This is a genomic window from Azospirillum brasilense, from assembly GCF_001315015.1.
Lineage (GTDB): Bacteria > Pseudomonadota > Alphaproteobacteria > Azospirillales > Azospirillaceae > Azospirillum > Azospirillum brasilense.
Map to the genome: position 1 here is coordinate 1,798,112 of NZ_CP012914.1, position 15,936 is coordinate 1,814,047.

A 15,936-nucleotide genomic window follows, 5' to 3' on the forward strand; every position below is an offset into this window, starting at 1 on the left:
TCGGCTGGCGGTTACTGGTCATGCAGGGGAATCGGGCGGTGGCCGAGCACGGTCAGGCCGTACCCCTCCAGCCCGATGATGGACTTCTTGCGGTTCGACAGCAGAACCATGTCGCGTACGCCCAGGTCCAGCAGGATCTGCGCGCCAACGCCATAATCCCGCAGGGCGGGGGTCGGATTCTCGTGGCCTTCCAGCCGCGCCAGCACCGATTCGGTCAGACTGTTGGCCATCGGCTCGCGCAGCAGGACGATGACGCCGCGGCCTTCCCGCGCGATCATCTCCATCGAGGCCTGAAGCTCGCCGTCGCGCGCGGCGCTCTTGTCGCCCAGCACGTCGTCCAGCACCGACAGGGCGTGCATGCGCACCAGCACCGGCTCGTCGCCGGAGATGTCGCCGCGCACCAGCGCGATGTGCTCCGCGTAGGCCACCTTGTTGACGTAGACGTACATCTGGAAACGCCCGCCGAAGCGGCTGTCCAGCGTCGCCGCCAGCTTCTGCTCGACGATCGTCTCGGTGCGGCGGCGATAGGCGATCAGGTCGGCGATGGTGCCCACCTTCAGCCCGTGGAACTGCGCGAACTTCACCAGATCCGGCAGGCGGGCCATGGTTCCGTCGTCGTTCATGATCTCGCAGATCACGCCTGCCGCGGTCATGCCGGCCATGCGGGCGATGTCCACTGAGGCTTCCGTGTGGCCGGCGCGGACCAGCACGCCGCCGTCGCGGGCGAGCAGCGGGAAGACGTGGCCCGGCGTCACGATGGCGTCCGGCCCGGCCGTCGGGTCGATGGCGACCTGGATGGTGCGGGCGCGGTCGGCGGCGGAGATGCCGGTGGTGACACCCTCGCGCGCCTCGATGGAGACGGTGAAGGCGGTCTGGTGGCGGGTGCCGTTCTGCTGCGCCATCAGCGGCAGGCGCAGCCGTTCGATGTGGTTCTGGTCCATGGCGAGGCAGATCAGGCCACGCCCGTACTTGGCCATGAAGTTCACGGCCTCGGGGGTCGCGCACTGGGCCGGGATGACCAGATCGCCTTCGTTCTCGCGGTCCTCGTCATCGACGAGGATGAACATCTTGCCCTGGCGCGCCTCCTCAAGGATCTCCTCGGGGCGCGACAGATATTCATGAAACTCGGACGTCATTCCTGCCCTGCCAGCCGTGCGACATACCGCGCGAGCATATCGATTTCCAGGTTCACCCGGTCCCCGGCCTTCAGCGCGCCGAAGGTGGTCGCATCCTGGGTGTGCGGGATGATGTTCACGCCGAAGCGCGCGCCATCGACCTCGTTCACCGTCAGCGACACGCCGTCCAGCGCCACAGACCCCTTGGGGGCGATGTACTTCGCCAGATTGGCCGGCGCCTCAAAGGTGAACCGCTTGGATTCGCCGTCGGGGCGGACATCGACCACGGTGGCGACGCCGTCGACATGGCCGGACACGATGTGCCCGCCCAGCTCGTCGCCGACCTTGAGCGCGCGCTCCAGATTGACGCGCGTGCCCTCGGCCCAGCCGCCCAGCGTCGTCTTCGACAGGGTCTCGGCGGAGGCCTGCACGGCGAACCAGCCCGGTCCCTTCTCGACCACGGTCAGACAGACGCCGTTGTTGGCGATGGACGCGCCGATGGGAACCGTCTCCATAGCGAAGACGGTTTCGACGGTGAACCGGGTGTCGCCCTGCCGTTCCACGGCCCGAACGCGCCCAACATCGGTGATGATTCCGGTGAACATGGGCCGGCAATTTAGCAGGTTTTCAATCGTGTGAAAGATTCATCCGCACGGCGTGGCACGCAACGGACTGTTGCGCACGGCACGGTGCCGGACGCCATGAAAATCAGCGTCGCTTAACCGCGCCGGACGTAGCTTTCCACGAGGTCGTCCCCGGCCTGCCGCAGGTCGGTCCGGCGGAATCGCGCCATGCGCTCCAATCCGTCCACCCCGAAGGCATGGACCGCCGGCAGCCCGTCGCCCCCTATGACGGAGGCGGCGCGGAACCATTCCAGTCGGTCCACCAGATTGGCCCGCAACAGCGAGGCCGCCAGCGTTGCGCCGCCCTCCACCAGCACGCGGGTCAGACCGCGGCGGGCCAGGGCGGCGCTCGCCGCGACCAGATCCGGCAGCCCCGCGGAGTCGGCCGGCACACGGATGACCTCCAGTCCGCAGTCCTGGAAGACGGCCAGACGGCCGGGGTCCGCGTCCTCGCGCGTGACGACCCAGGTCGGCACGGGCCGCGCGCCCACGGCCAGCTTCCCGGTCAGCGGCAGGCGCAGCCGGCTGTCCACCACGATCCGTACGGGCGAACGATGGGCCAGCCCCGGCAGACGGCAGGTGAGTTCCGGGTCGTCGGCCAGGGCGGTGCGGATGCCGACCATGATCGCGTCGTGAGTGGCGCGCAACCGGTGTCCCCAGGCCCGCGCCGTCGGCCCGGTGATCCATTGCGACTGGCCGCTGTGGGTGGCGATGCGCCCGTCCAGCGTCGTCGCCGCCTTCAGTGTATAGAGTGGGCGTTCGTCCTGGATGCGCCGGAAGAAGCCCTCGTTGAGCGTCCAGGCCGCGTCCTCGCAGACGCCGGTGTCCACCGCGATCCCGGCGGCGCGCAGCCGCTCCAGCCCGCCACCCGCCACCCGCGGGTCGGGATCGCCGCAGGCCACCACCACCCGCGCCACCCCGGCCTCGACCAGAGCCAGAGCGCAGGGTGGAGTTTTCCCGTAGTGGTTGCAGGGCTCCAGTGTCACATAGGCGGTGGCGCCGCGCGCAGCGCCACCGGCGCGGGCCAGTGCTTCCGTCTCGGCGTGGGGCCGCCCGCCCGGCTGGGTCCAGCCGCGCCCGACCACCACGCCGTCGCGCACGATGACGCAGCCCACCGCCGGGTTCGGCCAGGTGTTGCCGAGCCCGCGCGCCGCCAGGGCCAGCGCGGCCCGCATGTGGCGGACATCGTCGGGGTGGATGGCTTGCATCGCCATGGGCGCCGCCCGCCTCCTCACCCGTTCTGGGCTTCGGGAGCGAGCTGTTCGACGAACTCGTTGAAGTCCGACGCCTCGCGGAAGTCCTTGTAGACCGAGGCGTAGCGGATGTAGGCGACCTGATCGAGCGTCTGGAGCGCCACCATGATCATCTCGCCGATCTGCTTCGACGGGATCTCGCTCTCGCCGGAGGATTCGAGCTGGCGCACCAGGCTGTTCACCACCCGGTCGATACGGTCGGCGTCGATCGGGCGCTTGCGCAGGGCAATGCGCATGGAGCGCAGGAGCTTTTCGCGGTCGAAAGGCTCCCGCTGGCCGGTGCTCTTCACCACCGTCAGCTCACGGAGCTGAACGCGCTCGAAGGTGGTGAAGCGCGCGCTGCAACTGGGGCAGAACCGCCGTCTGCGGATCGCCGAGTTGTCCTCGGTCGGTCGCGAGTCCTTGACCTGGGTGTCCTCGTGTCCGCAGAACGGGCAGCGCATGTCCGGCCTTTCCCCTTAGTCGGTCGTGATGATTACAGGGTCGGATAGATGGGGAAGCGGCGGCACAGCTCGCGCACCTCCTCCCGCACCTTGGCCTCGACCGCCGCGTTGTCGCCGGAGTTGCTGGCGGCCAGACCGTCCAGCGTCTCGACGATCAGGCGGCCGACCTGCTCGAATTCGGCCACGCCGAAGCCGCGGGTGGTGGCCGCCGGGCTGCCCAGACGGACGCCGGAGGTGACCATCGGCTTCTGCGGGTCGAACGGCACGCCGTTCTTGTTGCAGGTCATGCCGGCGTGCTCGAGGCTCGCCTCGGCGGCCTTGCCGGTCAGGTTCTTCGGGCGCAGGTCGACCAGCACGATGTGGCTGTCGGTGCCGCCGGAGACGATGTCCAGGCCGCCCTCGATCAGCACCTTCGACAGGGCGCGGGCGTTGTCCAGGACGCTCTTGGCGTAGGTCTTGAACTCCGGACGCAGCGCCTCGGCGAAGGCCACCGCCTTGGCAGCGATGACGTGCATCAGCGGGCCGCCCTGCAGGCCGGGGAACACCGCCGAGTTGATCTTCTTGGCGATCTCCTCGCTGTTGGTCAGCACCATGCCGCCGCGCGGGCCGCGCAGCGTCTTGTGGGTGGTGGTGGTGACCACGTCGGCGTAGGGGAACGGGTTCGGGTAGACGCCGCCGGCGATCAGGCCGGCGTAGTGGGCGATGTCCACCATGAAGTAGGCGCCGACCTCGTCCGCGATGGCGCGGAAGCGCTGGTAGTCGAGGACGCGCGGATAGGCGGAGCCGCCGGCGATGATCAGCTTCGGCTTGTGCTCGCGGGCCAGACGCTCGACCTCGTCGAAGTCGATCAGGTGGTCGTCACGGCGCACGCCGTACTGCACGGCCTTGAACCACTTGCCCGACAGGTTCGGGGCAGCGCCGTGGGTCAGGTGGCCGCCGGCCGCCAGCGACATGCCGAGGATGGTATCGCCCGGCTGGAGCAGGGCGAGGTTGACCGCTTGGTTGGCCTGCGACCCTGAGTTCGGCTGGACGTTGGCGAAGCCGCAGCCGAACAGCTTGCAGGCGCGCTCGATCGCCAGCGTCTCGGCCACGTCCACATACTCGCAACCTCCATAGTAACGCCGGCCCGGATAGCCTTCGGCGTACTTGTTGGTCATGACCGAGCCCTGGGCCTCAAGCACCGCCTGGGAGACGATGTTCTCGGACGCGATCAGCTCGATCTGCTCCTGCTGGCGGACAAGCTCGTCGCGCACCGCGCGGGCCAGTTCGGGATCGGTCTCGGCAAGCGAGGCAGCGAAGAAGCGGCCGATCTCGGCGCGGGGGTCGGCGTTGGTCACGGTCATGGCAGGGCAGGTCCTTGGTTCAGAAAGCAGTCACGGGCCGGGTGAAGGGCCATCTCATCCCATCTTGGCGATTCGCCGGCTGTGCCGTTCACCGCCTTCGAAATCGGTCTTCAAAAAGGCGTCCACGCAATCCTTCGCGATCTCCGCGCCGATGATGCGGGCGCCCAGAGCCACCACGTTCGCGTCGTTGTGCTGGCGCGCGAGGCGGGCGGTCGTCACGTCATGCACCAGGGCCGCACGGATGCCCGGGTGACGGTTCGCCGCGATGCTGATACCGATGCCGCTGCCGCAGATCAAGACGCCGCGCGCCGCGCGCTTGTCGTTGATGGCAGCGGCCAGCGCCGTGGCGAAATCCGGATAGTCCACCGATTCCGGACCGTTGCAGCCGAGGTCCAGCACCTCGTAGCCGGCGTCGGCCAGCCAGGAGGCGATCTGGGCCTTCATCTCGTACCCCGCGTGATCGGACGCGATCGCGATGGTGGTCATGAAAGAAAAACTCCGTGCACGAATACGAATGGCGCCGGCCCGGGGAAACACCCGGCGGGGACGGCGGCATGGCGCGCAAGCTACCAGATATCGCCCCGAACCGCCAGAAGGACACAACGCACAGGGGCTTTGCACCGGACACAGAACCGCAAAGGGGGGATGCCGGGCGTCGGCACGGCGAAGGGGAGCCGATCCACAATGCATGCCGAGAACAAATGTTTCTCTATTTCCCGCCACCGTTGACATTAGCGGCCAGTAAGCAGGTCGACCGATTCGGTCTCGCACCACGAATCGGTCAGTTGCGGTGCCCGATTCTCATGGTCTTGCCTAGCTTCCCCGCACTAGACGATGCCTAAACGTGGGGCAGTGCAGCCGCAGCCCGGCCATTTCCTGCGACATCTGATTTGCCACGCCTTGTAACTTCATGCAGTTTGCAAATAACTTAATTCGCTCCTCTCGAAATTATATTGACACCCAAATCACGCTGTGCAACTTGGTTGCTAGGGACAAAATGAAAAATCAGGACTAATGGCAATGAGTGACCAGCTTCGCGCCGATGTGCCCGATAACGAGCTTCTGCGGATGACCGCGGACATCGTCTCCGCATATGTCAGCAAGAACGTTCTGCCGGCGCAGCAGATTCCCGAGGTGATCAACACGGTCTACTCGTCGCTGACCGGGCTGAACACGCAGCCCCGAGAAATTCCTTCGGAGCCGCTGAAGCCCGCCGTGCCGATCCGCAAGTCGGTGACGCCCGAATACATCGTGTGTCTGGAAGACGGCAAAAAGCTGAAGATGCTGAAGCGCCATCTGCGCTCCACCTACAATATGTCGCCGGACGAATACCGGGCGCGCTGGAGCCTGCCGCCGGATTATCCGATGGTTGCGCCGAACTACGCGGCGCAGCGTTCCGAGTTCGCCAAGCGCATCGGCCTCGGCCGCAGTTCCGGCCGCCAGACACGCCGCAAGGCCGGCTGAGCGCCAGCACCGTCCTGAACGAACAGGGCCGGCCTCCCCGATGGGAGGCCGGCCCTGTGTCGTTTCAGCGTCATGTCTTTCGTTGATCCGGACCGTGAGGCGGTTGGACCTTACCGAGCCCGCCCGCGCCGCTCCTCACCCACAGTTACGGCCGGACAGGCGGCAGTTGAAGCGTTCAACATTACGGGTCAACTCCTGCCCTGTGCTGGTGTTCTCCTCGTTCAGGCAGCGCAGATAGTCCATGGTCTTGTCCACATACTCCTTCACCTCGAACTGGCAGGTGGCCATCTTGTCCGCGCTGACAAAGGTGGTGGTGTCGCTCATGCAGAGCGGAACGCCGGGCTTCGTGCAGATGATGGTGGTTTCCGACCGCGCCGCCGGGCTTTGCAGCGCCACGGCCAGCACCAGCAGCGTGGCCGCCGGCTTCAGGGTCTCTCTCAACAGCACGGGCAATCTCCGCAAGACCGTCACGCAACGCATTGCGATCGTCTCCCTCCGCATTCGGTCAGGACTGCCGCGCCTGGACAGCATTGTCCGGAAAGCGCGGCGGTCCGTTCGTTCGTGGAACGGTTTCTACAGGCGTTACATCCGATGCACCAGTGCCCACGGCGTGGCATAGGTCTAGAGTCGGAGCCGAGCAGTTCACCCTCCGGACCGGTTCCGCAGGTCCGGCACCGGGATGTCAGTGCTCACCATCAGCAGAAGCCAAGACTAGCCGCGCCCCCCCGCCCCGCCGGGTGGGCGCGCTTCTTGGCGTTTGTACCCGCGCAATTCGGTCAGCGTTTGGCCGCGTCGCGCTTCATGACGAACTGGAGCTTGCTGATCGCGGTCCGTTTCAAAAGCTCCAGGCTGCCGGTGGCCGGCCCGACGACCGAGACCTCCGTCGCGGTGACGGGATCAATGGCCATGACCTTCAGATAGCTGCCGACCCGCTGGAACTCGAACAGCACCTCGCCGACGCCGTTTCCCGCGCCGTTTCCAGCCGTCTGGCCTTTTCCAGGCGCCCGATTGCCCACCATCACTTCTTCTCCATCACCGGCCTTCACCGGTCCCGTTACCACCTTAGCACAGCGCAACCGCTCCGGAACCCCGTCTGCCACGTCCTGTTGTTGGCGGACGACGCACACAGCAAGGGAGTACCGGCACCATGGCTGCCAAGACCATGCAGGATCTGCTGATCGAAGAACTCCGCGACATCTACCACGCCGAAAGGCAGCTCACCAAGGCTCTGCCGAAGCTGGCCAAGGCGGCACACTCCGAACAGCTCCGCACGGCCTTCGAATCCCATCTGGAAGAAACCCGCGGCCAGATCGAACGGCTGGAGCAGGTGTTCGACGAGTTGGACACCCGCACCCGCGGCAAGCATTGCGACGCGATGGAGGGGCTGATCAGCGAAGCGCGCGAGATCATGGAAATGGGTCTCGCCCCCGAAGTGCAGGACGCTGCCCTGATTGCCGCCGCCCAGAAGGTGGAGCATTACGAGATCGCCAGCTACGGGACCGTCCACGCCTACGCCACCGCCTGCGGCCTCACCAAGGTGGCGGAGCTGTTGGAGCAGACTCTGAACGAAGAGAAGGAAACCGACAAGAAGCTGAACATGCTGGCAATCAACGACGTGAACAAAAAAGCGATCCAGGCCAGCGGGAAAAAGGCGGCCTGACGACGGCGCGCCGGGTCATAAGCCGAATCTCTTGTTACAGCGGGCGCCATTGAAGGCGGGCGGGCGAGCCCCTACTATCGGGCTCATCCAATCGATTTCTCCGGTGCCCCCATGCGCAGGGTCGCGTCCATCCTCGGTTCCCTTCTTATCGCCGCCACCATCGCCGGTTTGTCCACGGTGGTTCAGGCGGCGGAGGGGCCGGCGGCCCTGCCGCCCTCCGTCCGCATCAAGCCGGTGATGGTCCCCATCGTCACCCGCGGGCAGGTGGAGCGCTACACGCAGATCGAGGTGATGTTGGAGGTGGCGAACGCTACCCGCCTGGGTGAAGTCCAGGTCGCCATCCCGCGGCTGCACGACGCCACGCTCCGTGCGGTCTATCTGGGCATCGAGGAGGGATGGATCGTCCGCGGCAACATCGCCAACATGCCCGCTCTGCGCCGCAAGATCGACGAGGAGAGCGTCAAGCTGTTCGGCAAGGACGTCGTCAGCCGCATCCTCATCACCCCTTTGTCCCGCCAATCCTCCTTTCCCTGACACATCCCCCCTTCCGGCGGTTGCCTCATCGGCCACTTCGCGGCAGCATGGCCGCCTGACCGGTAAGGAAACGCGAGAATGGCCGTGGTGTATGTGGCGCGCAGTGCCGCGCTGACGAAGTGGGCGTCCGACGTCGGACAGGGAAAGCACATCTTCAAGCTGGGCGTGGCCGCCGACAATGACGAGGCCAAGGCCGCGATCGACGCGGGCTGGGCCGGCGAATCCGACTGGCGCCTGATCCACAGCCAGGAGGTGCCGGACCTTGACGAGGAGGCGGTGATCGAGCGGCTGATGCGCAAGGAAAAGGTCATCGATCCGACCTATTATCCGAAGCTGAAGGGTGCCTCGGGCGTCTTCCGCATCACCTTGACCAACGTGCAGAACAGCCTTCTCGTTGCCAAGGCCATGTCCGCCGACGAGCCGCTGATCGACGTCAAGGTGAAGCCGAAGGACATCGGCGAATACATGATCCGCAACGCCCTCCCCTCCCCGTCATGAGCGACCGCCCGCCGCTCTACACCATTGGTTACGAAGGCGCCTCCTTCGACTCCGTACTGCGCGCGTTGAAAGCGCGAGGCGTGGGAGTTCTGCTGGACGTGCGCGAACTGCCCCTGTCCCGCCGCGCCGGCTTCTCGAAACGGCCGCTGTCGGCGGGGTTGGAGGAGGCTGGGATCGGCTACGTCCATTTGAAGGGGCTGGGCACGCCCAAGGAGGGCCGTGTCGCTGCCCATCAAGGCGAGCTGGACCGCTTCTGGTCGATCGTCGACGCGAAGATGCAGACGCCGGAAGCCGAGCACGACCTGAACCGCGCCGCCGCGCTGGCGCAGGAAAAGCCGGCGTGTCTGCTCTGTTTCGAGGCGTCGCCGCACCTCTGCCACCGGCTCCGCGTCGGCGAACTGCTTCACAGCCGTTTCGGCTTCACGGTGGAGCATCTGTCTCCCGCCGAACCTTCCTTTTAAGGCCCGACATGCATTCCCGCTGGTACCGCTTCGCCGACCTGTCCGCCGGCACCTTCCACGACATGCTCCACCTCCGCCAGAGCGTGCTGGTGGTGGAGCAGGCCTCGCCCTTTCCCGACTTGGATGGACGCGACCCGGTGGCGCAGCATCTGGCGCTGTATGACGGCGACGCACCGACACCCGTCGGCTACGCCCGCATTTTCGGCCCTGACGTTGAGACCGGCGCCACCTCCTTCGGGCGGTTGGCGGTCGCTCCGGCGTGGCGCGGCAAGGCGCTGGGCCGCCGGCTGGTCGCGGAATGCCTGGAGCGGCTGACCCAGGAATGGCCGGAGCACGACGTGCAGATCAGCGCGCAGCTTTACTTGGAGAGCTTTTACGGCGGTTTCGGATTCCGGCGCGTCAGTGAGATTTACGACGATGTCGGCATCGACCACATCGACATGCGGCTGAGCCGCTAGGGCGGACAATCCAGTTTATTTCCTGGCCTCGGCCAGGATGTCGCCGGCTTCCTTGCGGATGACGTTCAGGTTCTTGAGCAGGATCGCCAGCGCCTGATCGTAGTTGAAGGCCTCCTCCGACTCGTCCGGGATGTCGGTGTCGTCGGCGGCGACGGAGACCTTGGCCTTCTTCTTCACGGTCGCGAAATACTCGCTGCCGGTCTTCTCGAATCCCTTGATGGCCTTTTGCAGGGCATCGACATCGTTGGCACGGGTGGCGGCGTCCAGCGCCTTCGTCGCCTTTTCCAGGCCGCTCGACGCCCGGAAGGCGAGCAGGAAACCCTCGGCGGGCTTCTTCTTGCCGGTCAGCGCCTCGAACATCTTCTTGGCGGCGGTCCAGTCGGCGAAGAAGGTGGTGGCGGGCATCTCCTTGCCGCTGCCAGCCTTCTCCAGCTTCTTCAGAGCGGTCAGGCTTTCCAACTGGGCCATCTGCTCGACGTTCATGGCGCCACCCAGCATGTCGGCCGCCACCTCGACGGCGCCCTCGTTCTTCGCCTTCTGCGCCTTGACGATGACGGCGCTGAGCTTCGCCCGAAAAATTTTTGTCGCCTGGAGCAGATCTGCCAGTGCCGCACGCAGCGCCTTGGCGTCCCCCGCCTTGTAGGCCTTGTCCCAGGCCGCGGCGGCCTTCTCCACATCACCGGACTTCTTCACCACCGCCAGGGCATCGCCCGAATTGGGGATCTTCTTCGCCTCGGCTTCGCACTTCGCCTTGTGCTTCTTGAATTCGGGAGCGGCGGCGAACGGCATGGTCAGGTCTCCGGCTTGATGTCTTACAACCCGCTCGACCGCAGCGAACGGTTGCAGAAGACTAAGCGCTGCCCCACCAGCGTCAACGTCGACCCGGTTCAAAATGGAAGAAGCGGTGTGGTTTACCCGCCCAACCTAGCCGACGACCATGGCCTGGAGCGTCTCCAGCCGGTCGGCCTCCGCCGCTGGCTTGTCCCAGCGGATGCGGTGGACGCGCGGGAAACGCATCGCCAGCCCGCTCTTGTGGCGGTTCGACGGGTGCACGCTGTCGAAGGCAACCTCCAGCACCAAGCCCGGCTCGACCTCGCGCACCGGGCCGTAGCGGCGGGTCGTGCGGTTGCGCACCCAGCGGTCGAGTTCGACCAACTCCGCGTCGGTGAAGCCGAAATAGGCCTTGCCGACCGGCACCAGCTCCCCGCCACGCCAGACGCCGAAGGTGAAGTCCGAGTAATAGCTGGACCGCTTGCCGTGCCCGCGCTGGGCGTACATCAGCACGGTGTCGAGGGTCAGCGCCCCGCGCTTCCACTTGAACCAGGGGCCCTTGGGACGCCCGGCGACGTAGACGCTGTCCTTGCGCTTCAGCATCAGCCCTTCGATGCTGTTCTCCCGGCTGCCCTCGCGCAGGCCCTTCAGCGCCTCCCAACCCTCGAAGGGCACCAGCGGCGACAGGTCCATCCGCCGTGGCCGCACCGCGTCGTGCCAGCGCTCCAGCCGGGCGCGTCGCTCGGTGAAGGGCAGGCCGCGCAGGTCCTCCTCGCCGTCGAACAGAATGTCGTAGAGCCGCACCCAGGCGGGAAACTCCTTGAGCATCGCGGCAGTGACCGTCTTGCGGTTCAGCCGTTGCTGAAGGTCGTTGAAGGGCGCGATGGCGCCCTCGTCGCGGGCAACCAGCAACTCGCCGTCCAGCACGGCATCGAAGGTCATGTGGTCGGCGATGTCGGGAAAGGCCCCGGACACGTCGTCGCCGGTGCGGCTGTAGACGCGCCGCTCGCCGCCGCGGGCCGCCAACTGCACGCGGATGCCGTCCCATTTCCATTCCGCGGCGTAGTCGGCCGGGTCGAGCCCGGCCATGTCCTCCTCCTCCAGCGGGTGGGAAAGCATCAGCGGGCGGAAACCCGCCCCCTTCCCCGCCGCCGGCCGGTCGGACTTCCCCTCCAGCCAGGCGAACAGGTCGGCGTAGGGCGGGGTCAGCCCATGCCAGCACTCCTCAAGGTCGCCGAGATCGACCTTCCCCCACTCCGCCAATGCCGTCTTGGCCAGCCGAGCCGACACGCCCACCCGCAGGCTGCCGGTGATGAGCTTGAGCAGCGCGAAGCGGCCCGAGGAATCCAGCGTGTCGAGCCAGCCCTCCACCAGCCCCATCACCTGCCCACGCTTGGCCGCGCGCAGAGTCTCCACCACCTCGGTCATGGAAGGCGGCAGGCTGTTCGCCCGCTCCGGGCGCTCCGGCCAGATCAGCGCCACCGTCTCGGCGAGGTCGCCGACATAGTCGTAGGACAGGGCGAACAGTTCGGGGTCGACGCGGGTGGCGACCAGTTGCCGGATGGCCGCCGGCTTGGCCTCGTGGAAGACCAGCGATTCCGTCAGGGCCGCCAGCGCCCAGCCGCGGTCGGGGTCCGGCGTGGTGGCGAAGAAGTCGGCCAGCAGGCGGATCTTGCCGTTGCGCGCTGGCATGAAGACCAGCCCGTCGATCAGCGCGGAGAAGTTCCTCACGCCCCCTCCTCCTCGAAGCCGACCAGGGCCAGGGCGCGGGCGCGGATGCCGCGCTGGGTGGCGTGGTGGACCAGCGCCTCCTCCCGGCCATGGGTCACCCAGACCTCGGGCGCGGCGACCTCGTCGAGCGTCTGGACCAGCTCGTCCCAATCGGCGTGGTCGGAAATGACCAGGGGCAGTTCCACGCCGCGCTGGCGCGCCCGCTGGCGGACACGCATCCAGCCGGAGGCCATCGCCACCACCGGGTCGGTCAGCCGGCGTGCCCAGCGGTCGGCCACCGCGCCGGGCGGGGCCAGCACCAGGGCGCCCTTCAGCTCCTCCTTGGCCGCAACGGTGGCCGGGCGAAGCTCGCCCAGAGGCACGCCGAAGCCCTCATAGAGTTTGCAGATCGGCTCCAGCGCGCCGTGCAGATAGATCGGCCGGTCGTAGCCCGCGGCGCGCAGCAGGGAGATCACCCGCTGGCATTTGCCCAGCGCGTAGGCCCCGACGACATGGCTGCGCTCCGGAAAGATCGACAACGAGTGCAGCAGCTTGTCGATCTCCCCCAGGTCCGGCGGATGGCGGAAGACCGGCAGGCCGAAGGTCGCCTCGGTGATGAAGACGTCGCAGGGCACCGGCTCGAATGGGGCGCAAGTGCGGTCGAAGCGCCGCTTGTAATCGCCGGACACCACCACCCGCGTGCCCGCATGCTCCAGCACCACCTGCGCGCTGCCCAGCACATGGCCGGCGGGCACCAGACGCACCGTCACGTCGCCGATGCGGATCGCCTCGCCATAGTCGAGCGTCTGCGTCGCCGCCCCCGCCCCCTCGCCCAGCCTTTGCCGCATGATGGCGAGCGTCCCGGCGGTGGCGAGCACATGGGCGTGGCCGGGCCGGGCGTGGTCGGAATGGCCGTGGGTCACCACGGCGCGGTCCACCGGACGCAGCGGGTCCACGTAGAAGCCGCCGGGCTCCACATAGAGTCCCTCGGGGCAGACCTTCATCCAGCGTTCGGCGGGGGGGCGGGCGGGGCTTTGTGCAGGCATGTCCTGCAATATAGGCCGTCCTCGCGAAAGGACAAAATTCCGATTCCTCCGGTTGCGCCGGCGCGAACCACGGCGCAGGATGCGGGAGAATGAGGGAGACTCCGACCATGCACGACCGCCTGTCACCAACGCCCGAGGTCGCCGAAGCCCTGGCCGAGGGCCGGCCCGTGGTGGCGCTGGAATCCACCGTCATCTCTCACGGTATGCCCTACCCGAAGAATCTGGAAACGGCGACGGCGCTGGAGGACGCGGTACGGGCCGAGGGGGCGGTTCCCGCGACAATCGCCGTTCTCGACGGGCGCATCCGCGTCGGGCTGGACAGTGTGGCTCTGGAGCGGCTCGCCAAGGGCGGCACCGGTGTCATGAAGCTGAGCCGCCGCGACCTGCCCGTCGCTCTGGCGACCGGAGCGCTGGGCGCCACCACCGTGGCCGCCACCATGATCGCCGCGAGGCTGGCCGGAATCGCCGTCTTCGCCACCGGCGGTTTGGGCGGTGTGCACCGCGGTGCCGAAACCAGTTTCGACGTGTCGGCGGACCTCGACGAGCTGGCCCGCACCAGCGTCTGCGTCGTCTGTGCGGGTGCGAAGTCGATTCTCGACCTGCCGAAGACGCTGGAGGTGCTGGAGACCCGCGGCGTTCCCGTCCTGGGGCTGGGCACCGAGGAATTTCCGGCCTTCTACAGCCGCAACTCTGGTCTGCCCGTCTCTCATCGCTGTGACAACATCGATGAGGTCGCGGCCATCCTGCGGGCCAAATGGCAGCTTGGGCTGGAGGGTGGCGTGGTCCTCGCCAATCCCATCCCGGAGGCCGACGCACTCGATGGCGAAGCCATGGAGAAAGCCATCGCCCAGGCACTAAAGGATGCGGAACATCATGGAATCACGGGAAAATCCGTCACGCCTTATCTCCTCGCGGCGCTTGAGCGGATCACCGGCGGGCGCAGCCTGACCGCAAACATGGCGCTGATCCGAAACAACGCCGTGATTGCGGCGCGGCTGGCGGCGGCTTACGCAGCGCGGACCGCCTGACTGGTCATAGGCCGTTACGCATAAGAGGTAAGCCATCCGTGACGTCCGGATTTAAGTCCCCGTTAACCGACGCCGGGTGAATCTGCGCTCGTTCTTCAGCGGAGGTCTCTATGCGTGCGCCCAGCCCGTCGAACCTGGTTTCCCGGATGATCGCCATGGCCGCCCAGCCCGACGAGGGCATCGGCGAAACCGACAACCGCCCGGCTGCGCGGGTCAAGAAGATCGTCTGGGCTTCCCAGGCGGCGAAACTGCGGGGCTCTCTCTCCTCCCGCCTCGTCCACGAGATCGAGTGCGCGGTGTCCGCCGACCTCGACAGCATGGAACTGCCGGAGGTGTTCTTCACCTCCGTCGAGTTCGCCGGCCGCGTCATCACCTGCGACCTGGACGCCTCAGGCACCGCCTCGATCTTCGGCCTGATCGACATCAGCGATTACGATGAGCTGGTGGAGGAGGCCGGCGACGACGCCCTGTTCGGCGTCGATTGGGACGGCGTCTACGTCACTCCGGCGCGCACCCGTCACTGAGGCTATCCGCCCGATCCCTTTCCAAGCGATCTAAGGAAAAAGCCGCGGGACCCGGACGCACGCCGGATCCCGCGGCTTTTTGCGTTTGCGTCTTCAGCCCAGCGCGCGGGCGAGGATGACGTCGAGCGCCTTCAGCATCTCAGGGTCGCGCTTGTCCGGCGCGGTCATGATCGCGTGGTCGAGCGCGGTGTGGCAGCCCTGGGCGCACAGCCCGTCGCGCACCTGCAGCTTCGGCGCCAGCGTCTTGACCAGCGACCGCGCCTTGCCGGCGTTGGCCACCACCACGCGGATGACGGCGTCCACGGTGACGTGGTCATGGTCGGGATGCCAACAGTCGAAGTCGGTGACCATGGCGACGGTCGCGTAGCACATCTCCGCCTCGCGGGCGAGCTTGGCCTCCGGCATGTTGGTCATGCCGATGACGTCGCAGCCCCAGCTCCGGTACAGCTCGGATTCGGCCTTGGTCGAGAATTGCGGGCCTTCCATGACCATGTAGGTGCCGCGACGCTGGTGCGGGACCTTCAGTTCCACCAGCGCCTCCTCGATCAGGTCACCCAGCCGCCCGCAGACCGGATGGCCCAGCGCCACATGCGCCACCAGACCGGTGCCGAAGAAGCTCTTGTTGCGGGCGAAGGTGCGGTCGATGAACTGGTCGATCACCACGAAGGTGCCCGGCGGCAGATGCTCCTTCAGCGAACCGACGGCGGAGACCGACAGGATCTCGCTCACACCCAGCGCCTTCAGCGCGTAGATGTTGGCGCGGAAGTTCAGCTCGGACGGCGGAATGCGGTGACCGCGGCCATGGCGCGGCAGGAAGACCAGCTTCTGCCCATCCAACTCGCCCGTCAGCAGCGCGTCCGACGGGTCGCCGAAGGGCGTTTCAACCGTCACCCAGCGCTGGTTCTCCAAGCCGTCGATGTCGTAGACGCCGCTGCCGCCGATCACGCCGAGCACCGGCGCGGACCCGGTTTGCGCCATAGTCACATGCCTCCGTCAATGGGAGGG

The 15,936-nt window shown here is 66.9% G+C and carries 20 protein-coding genes; 8 read left to right on the top strand and 12 right to left on the bottom strand.

All coding sequences use genetic code 11. The annotated features are described in order from the left end of the window. Positions 1-11: 11 nt before the first annotated feature. From ribB to rpiB, 6 genes are all read right to left on the bottom strand, one after another. On the bottom strand, positions 12-1,136 hold the full coding sequence (gene ribB, locus AMK58_RS08315; RefSeq protein ID WP_035674573.1) for a 3,4-dihydroxy-2-butanone-4-phosphate synthase: 1,125 nt from the start codon (positions 1,134-1,136) through the stop codon (positions 12-14). After that, positions 1,133-1,720, bottom strand: coding sequence for a riboflavin synthase (locus AMK58_RS08320; protein WP_035674571.1), 588 nt, complete (start codon positions 1,718-1,720; stop codon positions 1,133-1,135). The genes ribB and AMK58_RS08320 overlap by 4 nt, the downstream gene beginning before the upstream one ends. A gap of 113 nt (positions 1,721-1,833) precedes the next feature. After that, the gene (gene ribD, locus AMK58_RS08325) at positions 1,834-2,952 is read right to left on the bottom strand and encodes a bifunctional diaminohydroxyphosphoribosylaminopyrimidine deaminase/5-amino-6-(5-phosphoribosylamino)uracil reductase RibD (RefSeq protein WP_059398799.1); all 1,119 of its coding nucleotides are present in this window, start codon (positions 2,950-2,952) and stop codon (positions 1,834-1,836) included. 17 nt (positions 2,953-2,969) lie between these two features. Continuing rightward, a complete protein-coding gene (gene nrdR / locus AMK58_RS08330) occupies positions 2,970-3,434 on the bottom strand; it encodes a transcriptional regulator NrdR (RefSeq protein ID WP_014240731.1) in 465 nt (154 codons plus the stop codon). A 32-nt stretch (positions 3,435-3,466) separates the two neighbouring features. Beyond that, entirely contained in the window at positions 3,467-4,777 is a 1,311-nt protein-coding gene (gene glyA / locus AMK58_RS08335; RefSeq protein WP_014240730.1) for a serine hydroxymethyltransferase, read from the bottom strand. A gap of 54 nt (positions 4,778-4,831) precedes the next feature. Continuing rightward, on the bottom strand, positions 4,832-5,263 hold the full coding sequence (rpiB, locus tag AMK58_RS08340; protein ID WP_035674554.1) for a ribose 5-phosphate isomerase B: 432 nt from the start codon (positions 5,261-5,263) through the stop codon (positions 4,832-4,834). A gap of 534 nt (positions 5,264-5,797) precedes the next feature. Between rpiB and AMK58_RS08345 the strand changes: the two genes are divergently transcribed. Beyond that, the gene (locus AMK58_RS08345; RefSeq protein ID WP_014240726.1) at positions 5,798-6,241 is read left to right on the top strand and encodes a Ros/MucR family transcriptional regulator; all 444 of its coding nucleotides are present in this window, start codon (positions 5,798-5,800) and stop codon (positions 6,239-6,241) included. Between the two features lie 135 nt (positions 6,242-6,376). Here the strand turns inward: AMK58_RS08345 and AMK58_RS08350 are convergent, their stop codons facing one another. Together AMK58_RS08350 and AMK58_RS08355 are read right to left on the bottom strand one after the other, a co-directional pair. Further along, positions 6,377-6,688 (bottom strand): hypothetical protein, encoded by a 312-nt coding sequence (locus AMK58_RS08350; RefSeq protein WP_236778081.1) that lies wholly within the window; start codon positions 6,686-6,688, stop codon positions 6,377-6,379. Between the two features lie 329 nt (positions 6,689-7,017). Further along, positions 7,018-7,260: a DUF6898 family protein gene (locus tag AMK58_RS08355; RefSeq protein ID WP_014240724.1), complete on the bottom strand. Its 243-nt coding sequence runs from the start codon at positions 7,258-7,260 to the stop codon at positions 7,018-7,020. Positions 7,261-7,388: 128 nt separating this feature from the next. Between AMK58_RS08355 and AMK58_RS08360 the strand changes: the two genes are divergently transcribed. From AMK58_RS08360 to AMK58_RS08380, 5 genes are all read left to right on the top strand, one after another. After that, positions 7,389-7,901 carry a YciE/YciF ferroxidase family protein gene (locus tag AMK58_RS08360; protein WP_035674551.1) on the top strand — a complete coding sequence of 171 codons (513 nt, stop codon included), beginning with the start codon at positions 7,389-7,391 and terminating at the stop codon, positions 7,899-7,901. Between the two features lie 111 nt (positions 7,902-8,012). After that, entirely contained in the window at positions 8,013-8,435 is a 423-nt protein-coding gene (locus AMK58_RS08365) for a hypothetical protein (protein ID WP_035674549.1), read from the top strand. A gap of 78 nt (positions 8,436-8,513) precedes the next feature. Then, positions 8,514-8,933, top strand: a complete 420-nt coding sequence (locus tag AMK58_RS08370; protein ID WP_035674546.1) for a hypothetical protein — start codon at positions 8,514-8,516, stop codon at positions 8,931-8,933. Next, the gene (locus AMK58_RS08375) at positions 8,930-9,394 is read left to right on the top strand and encodes a DUF488 domain-containing protein (protein ID WP_035674543.1); all 465 of its coding nucleotides are present in this window, start codon (positions 8,930-8,932) and stop codon (positions 9,392-9,394) included. The genes AMK58_RS08370 and AMK58_RS08375 overlap by 4 nt, the downstream gene beginning before the upstream one ends. Positions 9,395-9,402: 8 nt before the next feature. After that, entirely contained in the window at positions 9,403-9,852 is a 450-nt protein-coding gene (locus AMK58_RS08380; protein WP_035674541.1) for a GNAT family N-acetyltransferase, read from the top strand. 15 nt (positions 9,853-9,867) lie between these two features. Here AMK58_RS08380 and AMK58_RS08385 read toward each other — a convergent pair whose 3' ends face one another. The 3 genes from AMK58_RS08385 to AMK58_RS08395 form a co-directional block, all read right to left on the bottom strand. Next, complete coding sequence (locus AMK58_RS08385; protein WP_035674539.1) at positions 9,868-10,641, bottom strand: hypothetical protein; 774 nt, start codon at positions 10,639-10,641, stop codon at positions 9,868-9,870. A gap of 135 nt (positions 10,642-10,776) precedes the next feature. After that, positions 10,777-12,354 carry a cisplatin damage response ATP-dependent DNA ligase gene (locus AMK58_RS08390; RefSeq protein WP_035674537.1) on the bottom strand — a complete coding sequence of 526 codons (1,578 nt, stop codon included), beginning with the start codon at positions 12,352-12,354 and terminating at the stop codon, positions 10,777-10,779. Then, positions 12,351-13,337 carry a ligase-associated DNA damage response exonuclease gene (locus AMK58_RS08395; protein WP_119508245.1) on the bottom strand — a complete coding sequence of 329 codons (987 nt, stop codon included), beginning with the start codon at positions 13,335-13,337 and terminating at the stop codon, positions 12,351-12,353. The genes AMK58_RS08390 and AMK58_RS08395 overlap by 4 nt, the downstream gene beginning before the upstream one ends. A 149-nt stretch (positions 13,338-13,486) precedes the next feature. Here AMK58_RS08395 and AMK58_RS08400 point away from each other — a divergent pair, with 149 nt between their 5' ends. Both AMK58_RS08400 and AMK58_RS08405 read left to right on the top strand, forming a co-directional pair. Continuing rightward, positions 13,487-14,407 (top strand): pseudouridine-5'-phosphate glycosidase, encoded by a 921-nt coding sequence (locus tag AMK58_RS08400; RefSeq protein WP_035674531.1) that lies wholly within the window; start codon positions 13,487-13,489, stop codon positions 14,405-14,407. Between the two features lie 110 nt (positions 14,408-14,517). Then, positions 14,518-14,931 carry a hypothetical protein gene (locus AMK58_RS08405; protein ID WP_035674528.1) on the top strand — a complete coding sequence of 138 codons (414 nt, stop codon included), beginning with the start codon at positions 14,518-14,520 and terminating at the stop codon, positions 14,929-14,931. A 93-nt stretch (positions 14,932-15,024) separates the two neighbouring features. Here the strand turns inward: AMK58_RS08405 and AMK58_RS08410 are convergent, their stop codons facing one another. After that, positions 15,025-15,909 (bottom strand): S-methyl-5'-thioadenosine phosphorylase, encoded by an 885-nt coding sequence (locus tag AMK58_RS08410; protein WP_035674526.1) that lies wholly within the window; start codon positions 15,907-15,909, stop codon positions 15,025-15,027. Positions 15,910-15,936: the final 27 nt, after the last annotated feature.

Excerpts from the sequence above, each read along its gene's own strand:
- ribB (WP_035674573.1), bottom strand. The coding sequence starts at position 1,136 with ATGACGTCCGAGTTTCATGAATATCTGTCGCGCCCCGAGGAGATCCTT.
- AMK58_RS08365 (WP_035674549.1), top strand. The coding sequence starts at position 8,013 with ATGCGCAGGGTCGCGTCCATCCTCGGTTCCCTTCTTATCGCCGCCACC.
- AMK58_RS08410 (WP_035674526.1), bottom strand. The coding sequence starts at position 15,909 with ATGGCGCAAACCGGGTCCGCGCCGGTGCTCGGCGTGATCGGCGGCAGC.
- glyA (WP_014240730.1), bottom strand. The coding sequence starts at position 4,777 with ATGACCGTGACCAACGCCGACCCCCGCGCCGAGATCGGCCGCTTCTTC.
- AMK58_RS08320 (WP_035674571.1), bottom strand. The coding sequence starts at position 1,720 with ATGTTCACCGGAATCATCACCGATGTTGGGCGCGTTCGGGCCGTGGAA.
- AMK58_RS08395 (WP_119508245.1), bottom strand. The coding sequence starts at position 13,337 with ATGAAGGTCTGCCCCGAGGGACTCTATGTGGAGCCCGGCGGCTTCTAC.
- rpiB (WP_035674554.1), bottom strand. The coding sequence starts at position 5,263 with ATGACCACCATCGCGATCGCGTCCGATCACGCGGGGTACGAGATGAAG.
- AMK58_RS08380 (WP_035674541.1), top strand. The coding sequence starts at position 9,403 with ATGCATTCCCGCTGGTACCGCTTCGCCGACCTGTCCGCCGGCACCTTC.
- AMK58_RS08370 (WP_035674546.1), top strand. The coding sequence starts at position 8,514 with ATGGCCGTGGTGTATGTGGCGCGCAGTGCCGCGCTGACGAAGTGGGCG.
- nrdR (WP_014240731.1), bottom strand. The coding sequence starts at position 3,434 with ATGCGCTGCCCGTTCTGCGGACACGAGGACACCCAGGTCAAGGACTCG.
- AMK58_RS08385 (WP_035674539.1), bottom strand. The coding sequence starts at position 10,641 with ATGCCGTTCGCCGCCGCTCCCGAATTCAAGAAGCACAAGGCGAAGTGC.
- AMK58_RS08355 (WP_014240724.1), bottom strand. The coding sequence starts at position 7,260 with ATGGTGGGCAATCGGGCGCCTGGAAAAGGCCAGACGGCTGGAAACGGC.
- AMK58_RS08375 (WP_035674543.1), top strand. The coding sequence starts at position 8,930 with ATGAGCGACCGCCCGCCGCTCTACACCATTGGTTACGAAGGCGCCTCC.
- ribD (WP_059398799.1), bottom strand. The coding sequence starts at position 2,952 with ATGGCGATGCAAGCCATCCACCCCGACGATGTCCGCCACATGCGGGCC.
- AMK58_RS08360 (WP_035674551.1), top strand. The coding sequence starts at position 7,389 with ATGGCTGCCAAGACCATGCAGGATCTGCTGATCGAAGAACTCCGCGAC.
- AMK58_RS08400 (WP_035674531.1), top strand. The coding sequence starts at position 13,487 with ATGCACGACCGCCTGTCACCAACGCCCGAGGTCGCCGAAGCCCTGGCC.
- AMK58_RS08345 (WP_014240726.1), top strand. The coding sequence starts at position 5,798 with ATGAGTGACCAGCTTCGCGCCGATGTGCCCGATAACGAGCTTCTGCGG.
- AMK58_RS08405 (WP_035674528.1), top strand. The coding sequence starts at position 14,518 with ATGCGTGCGCCCAGCCCGTCGAACCTGGTTTCCCGGATGATCGCCATG.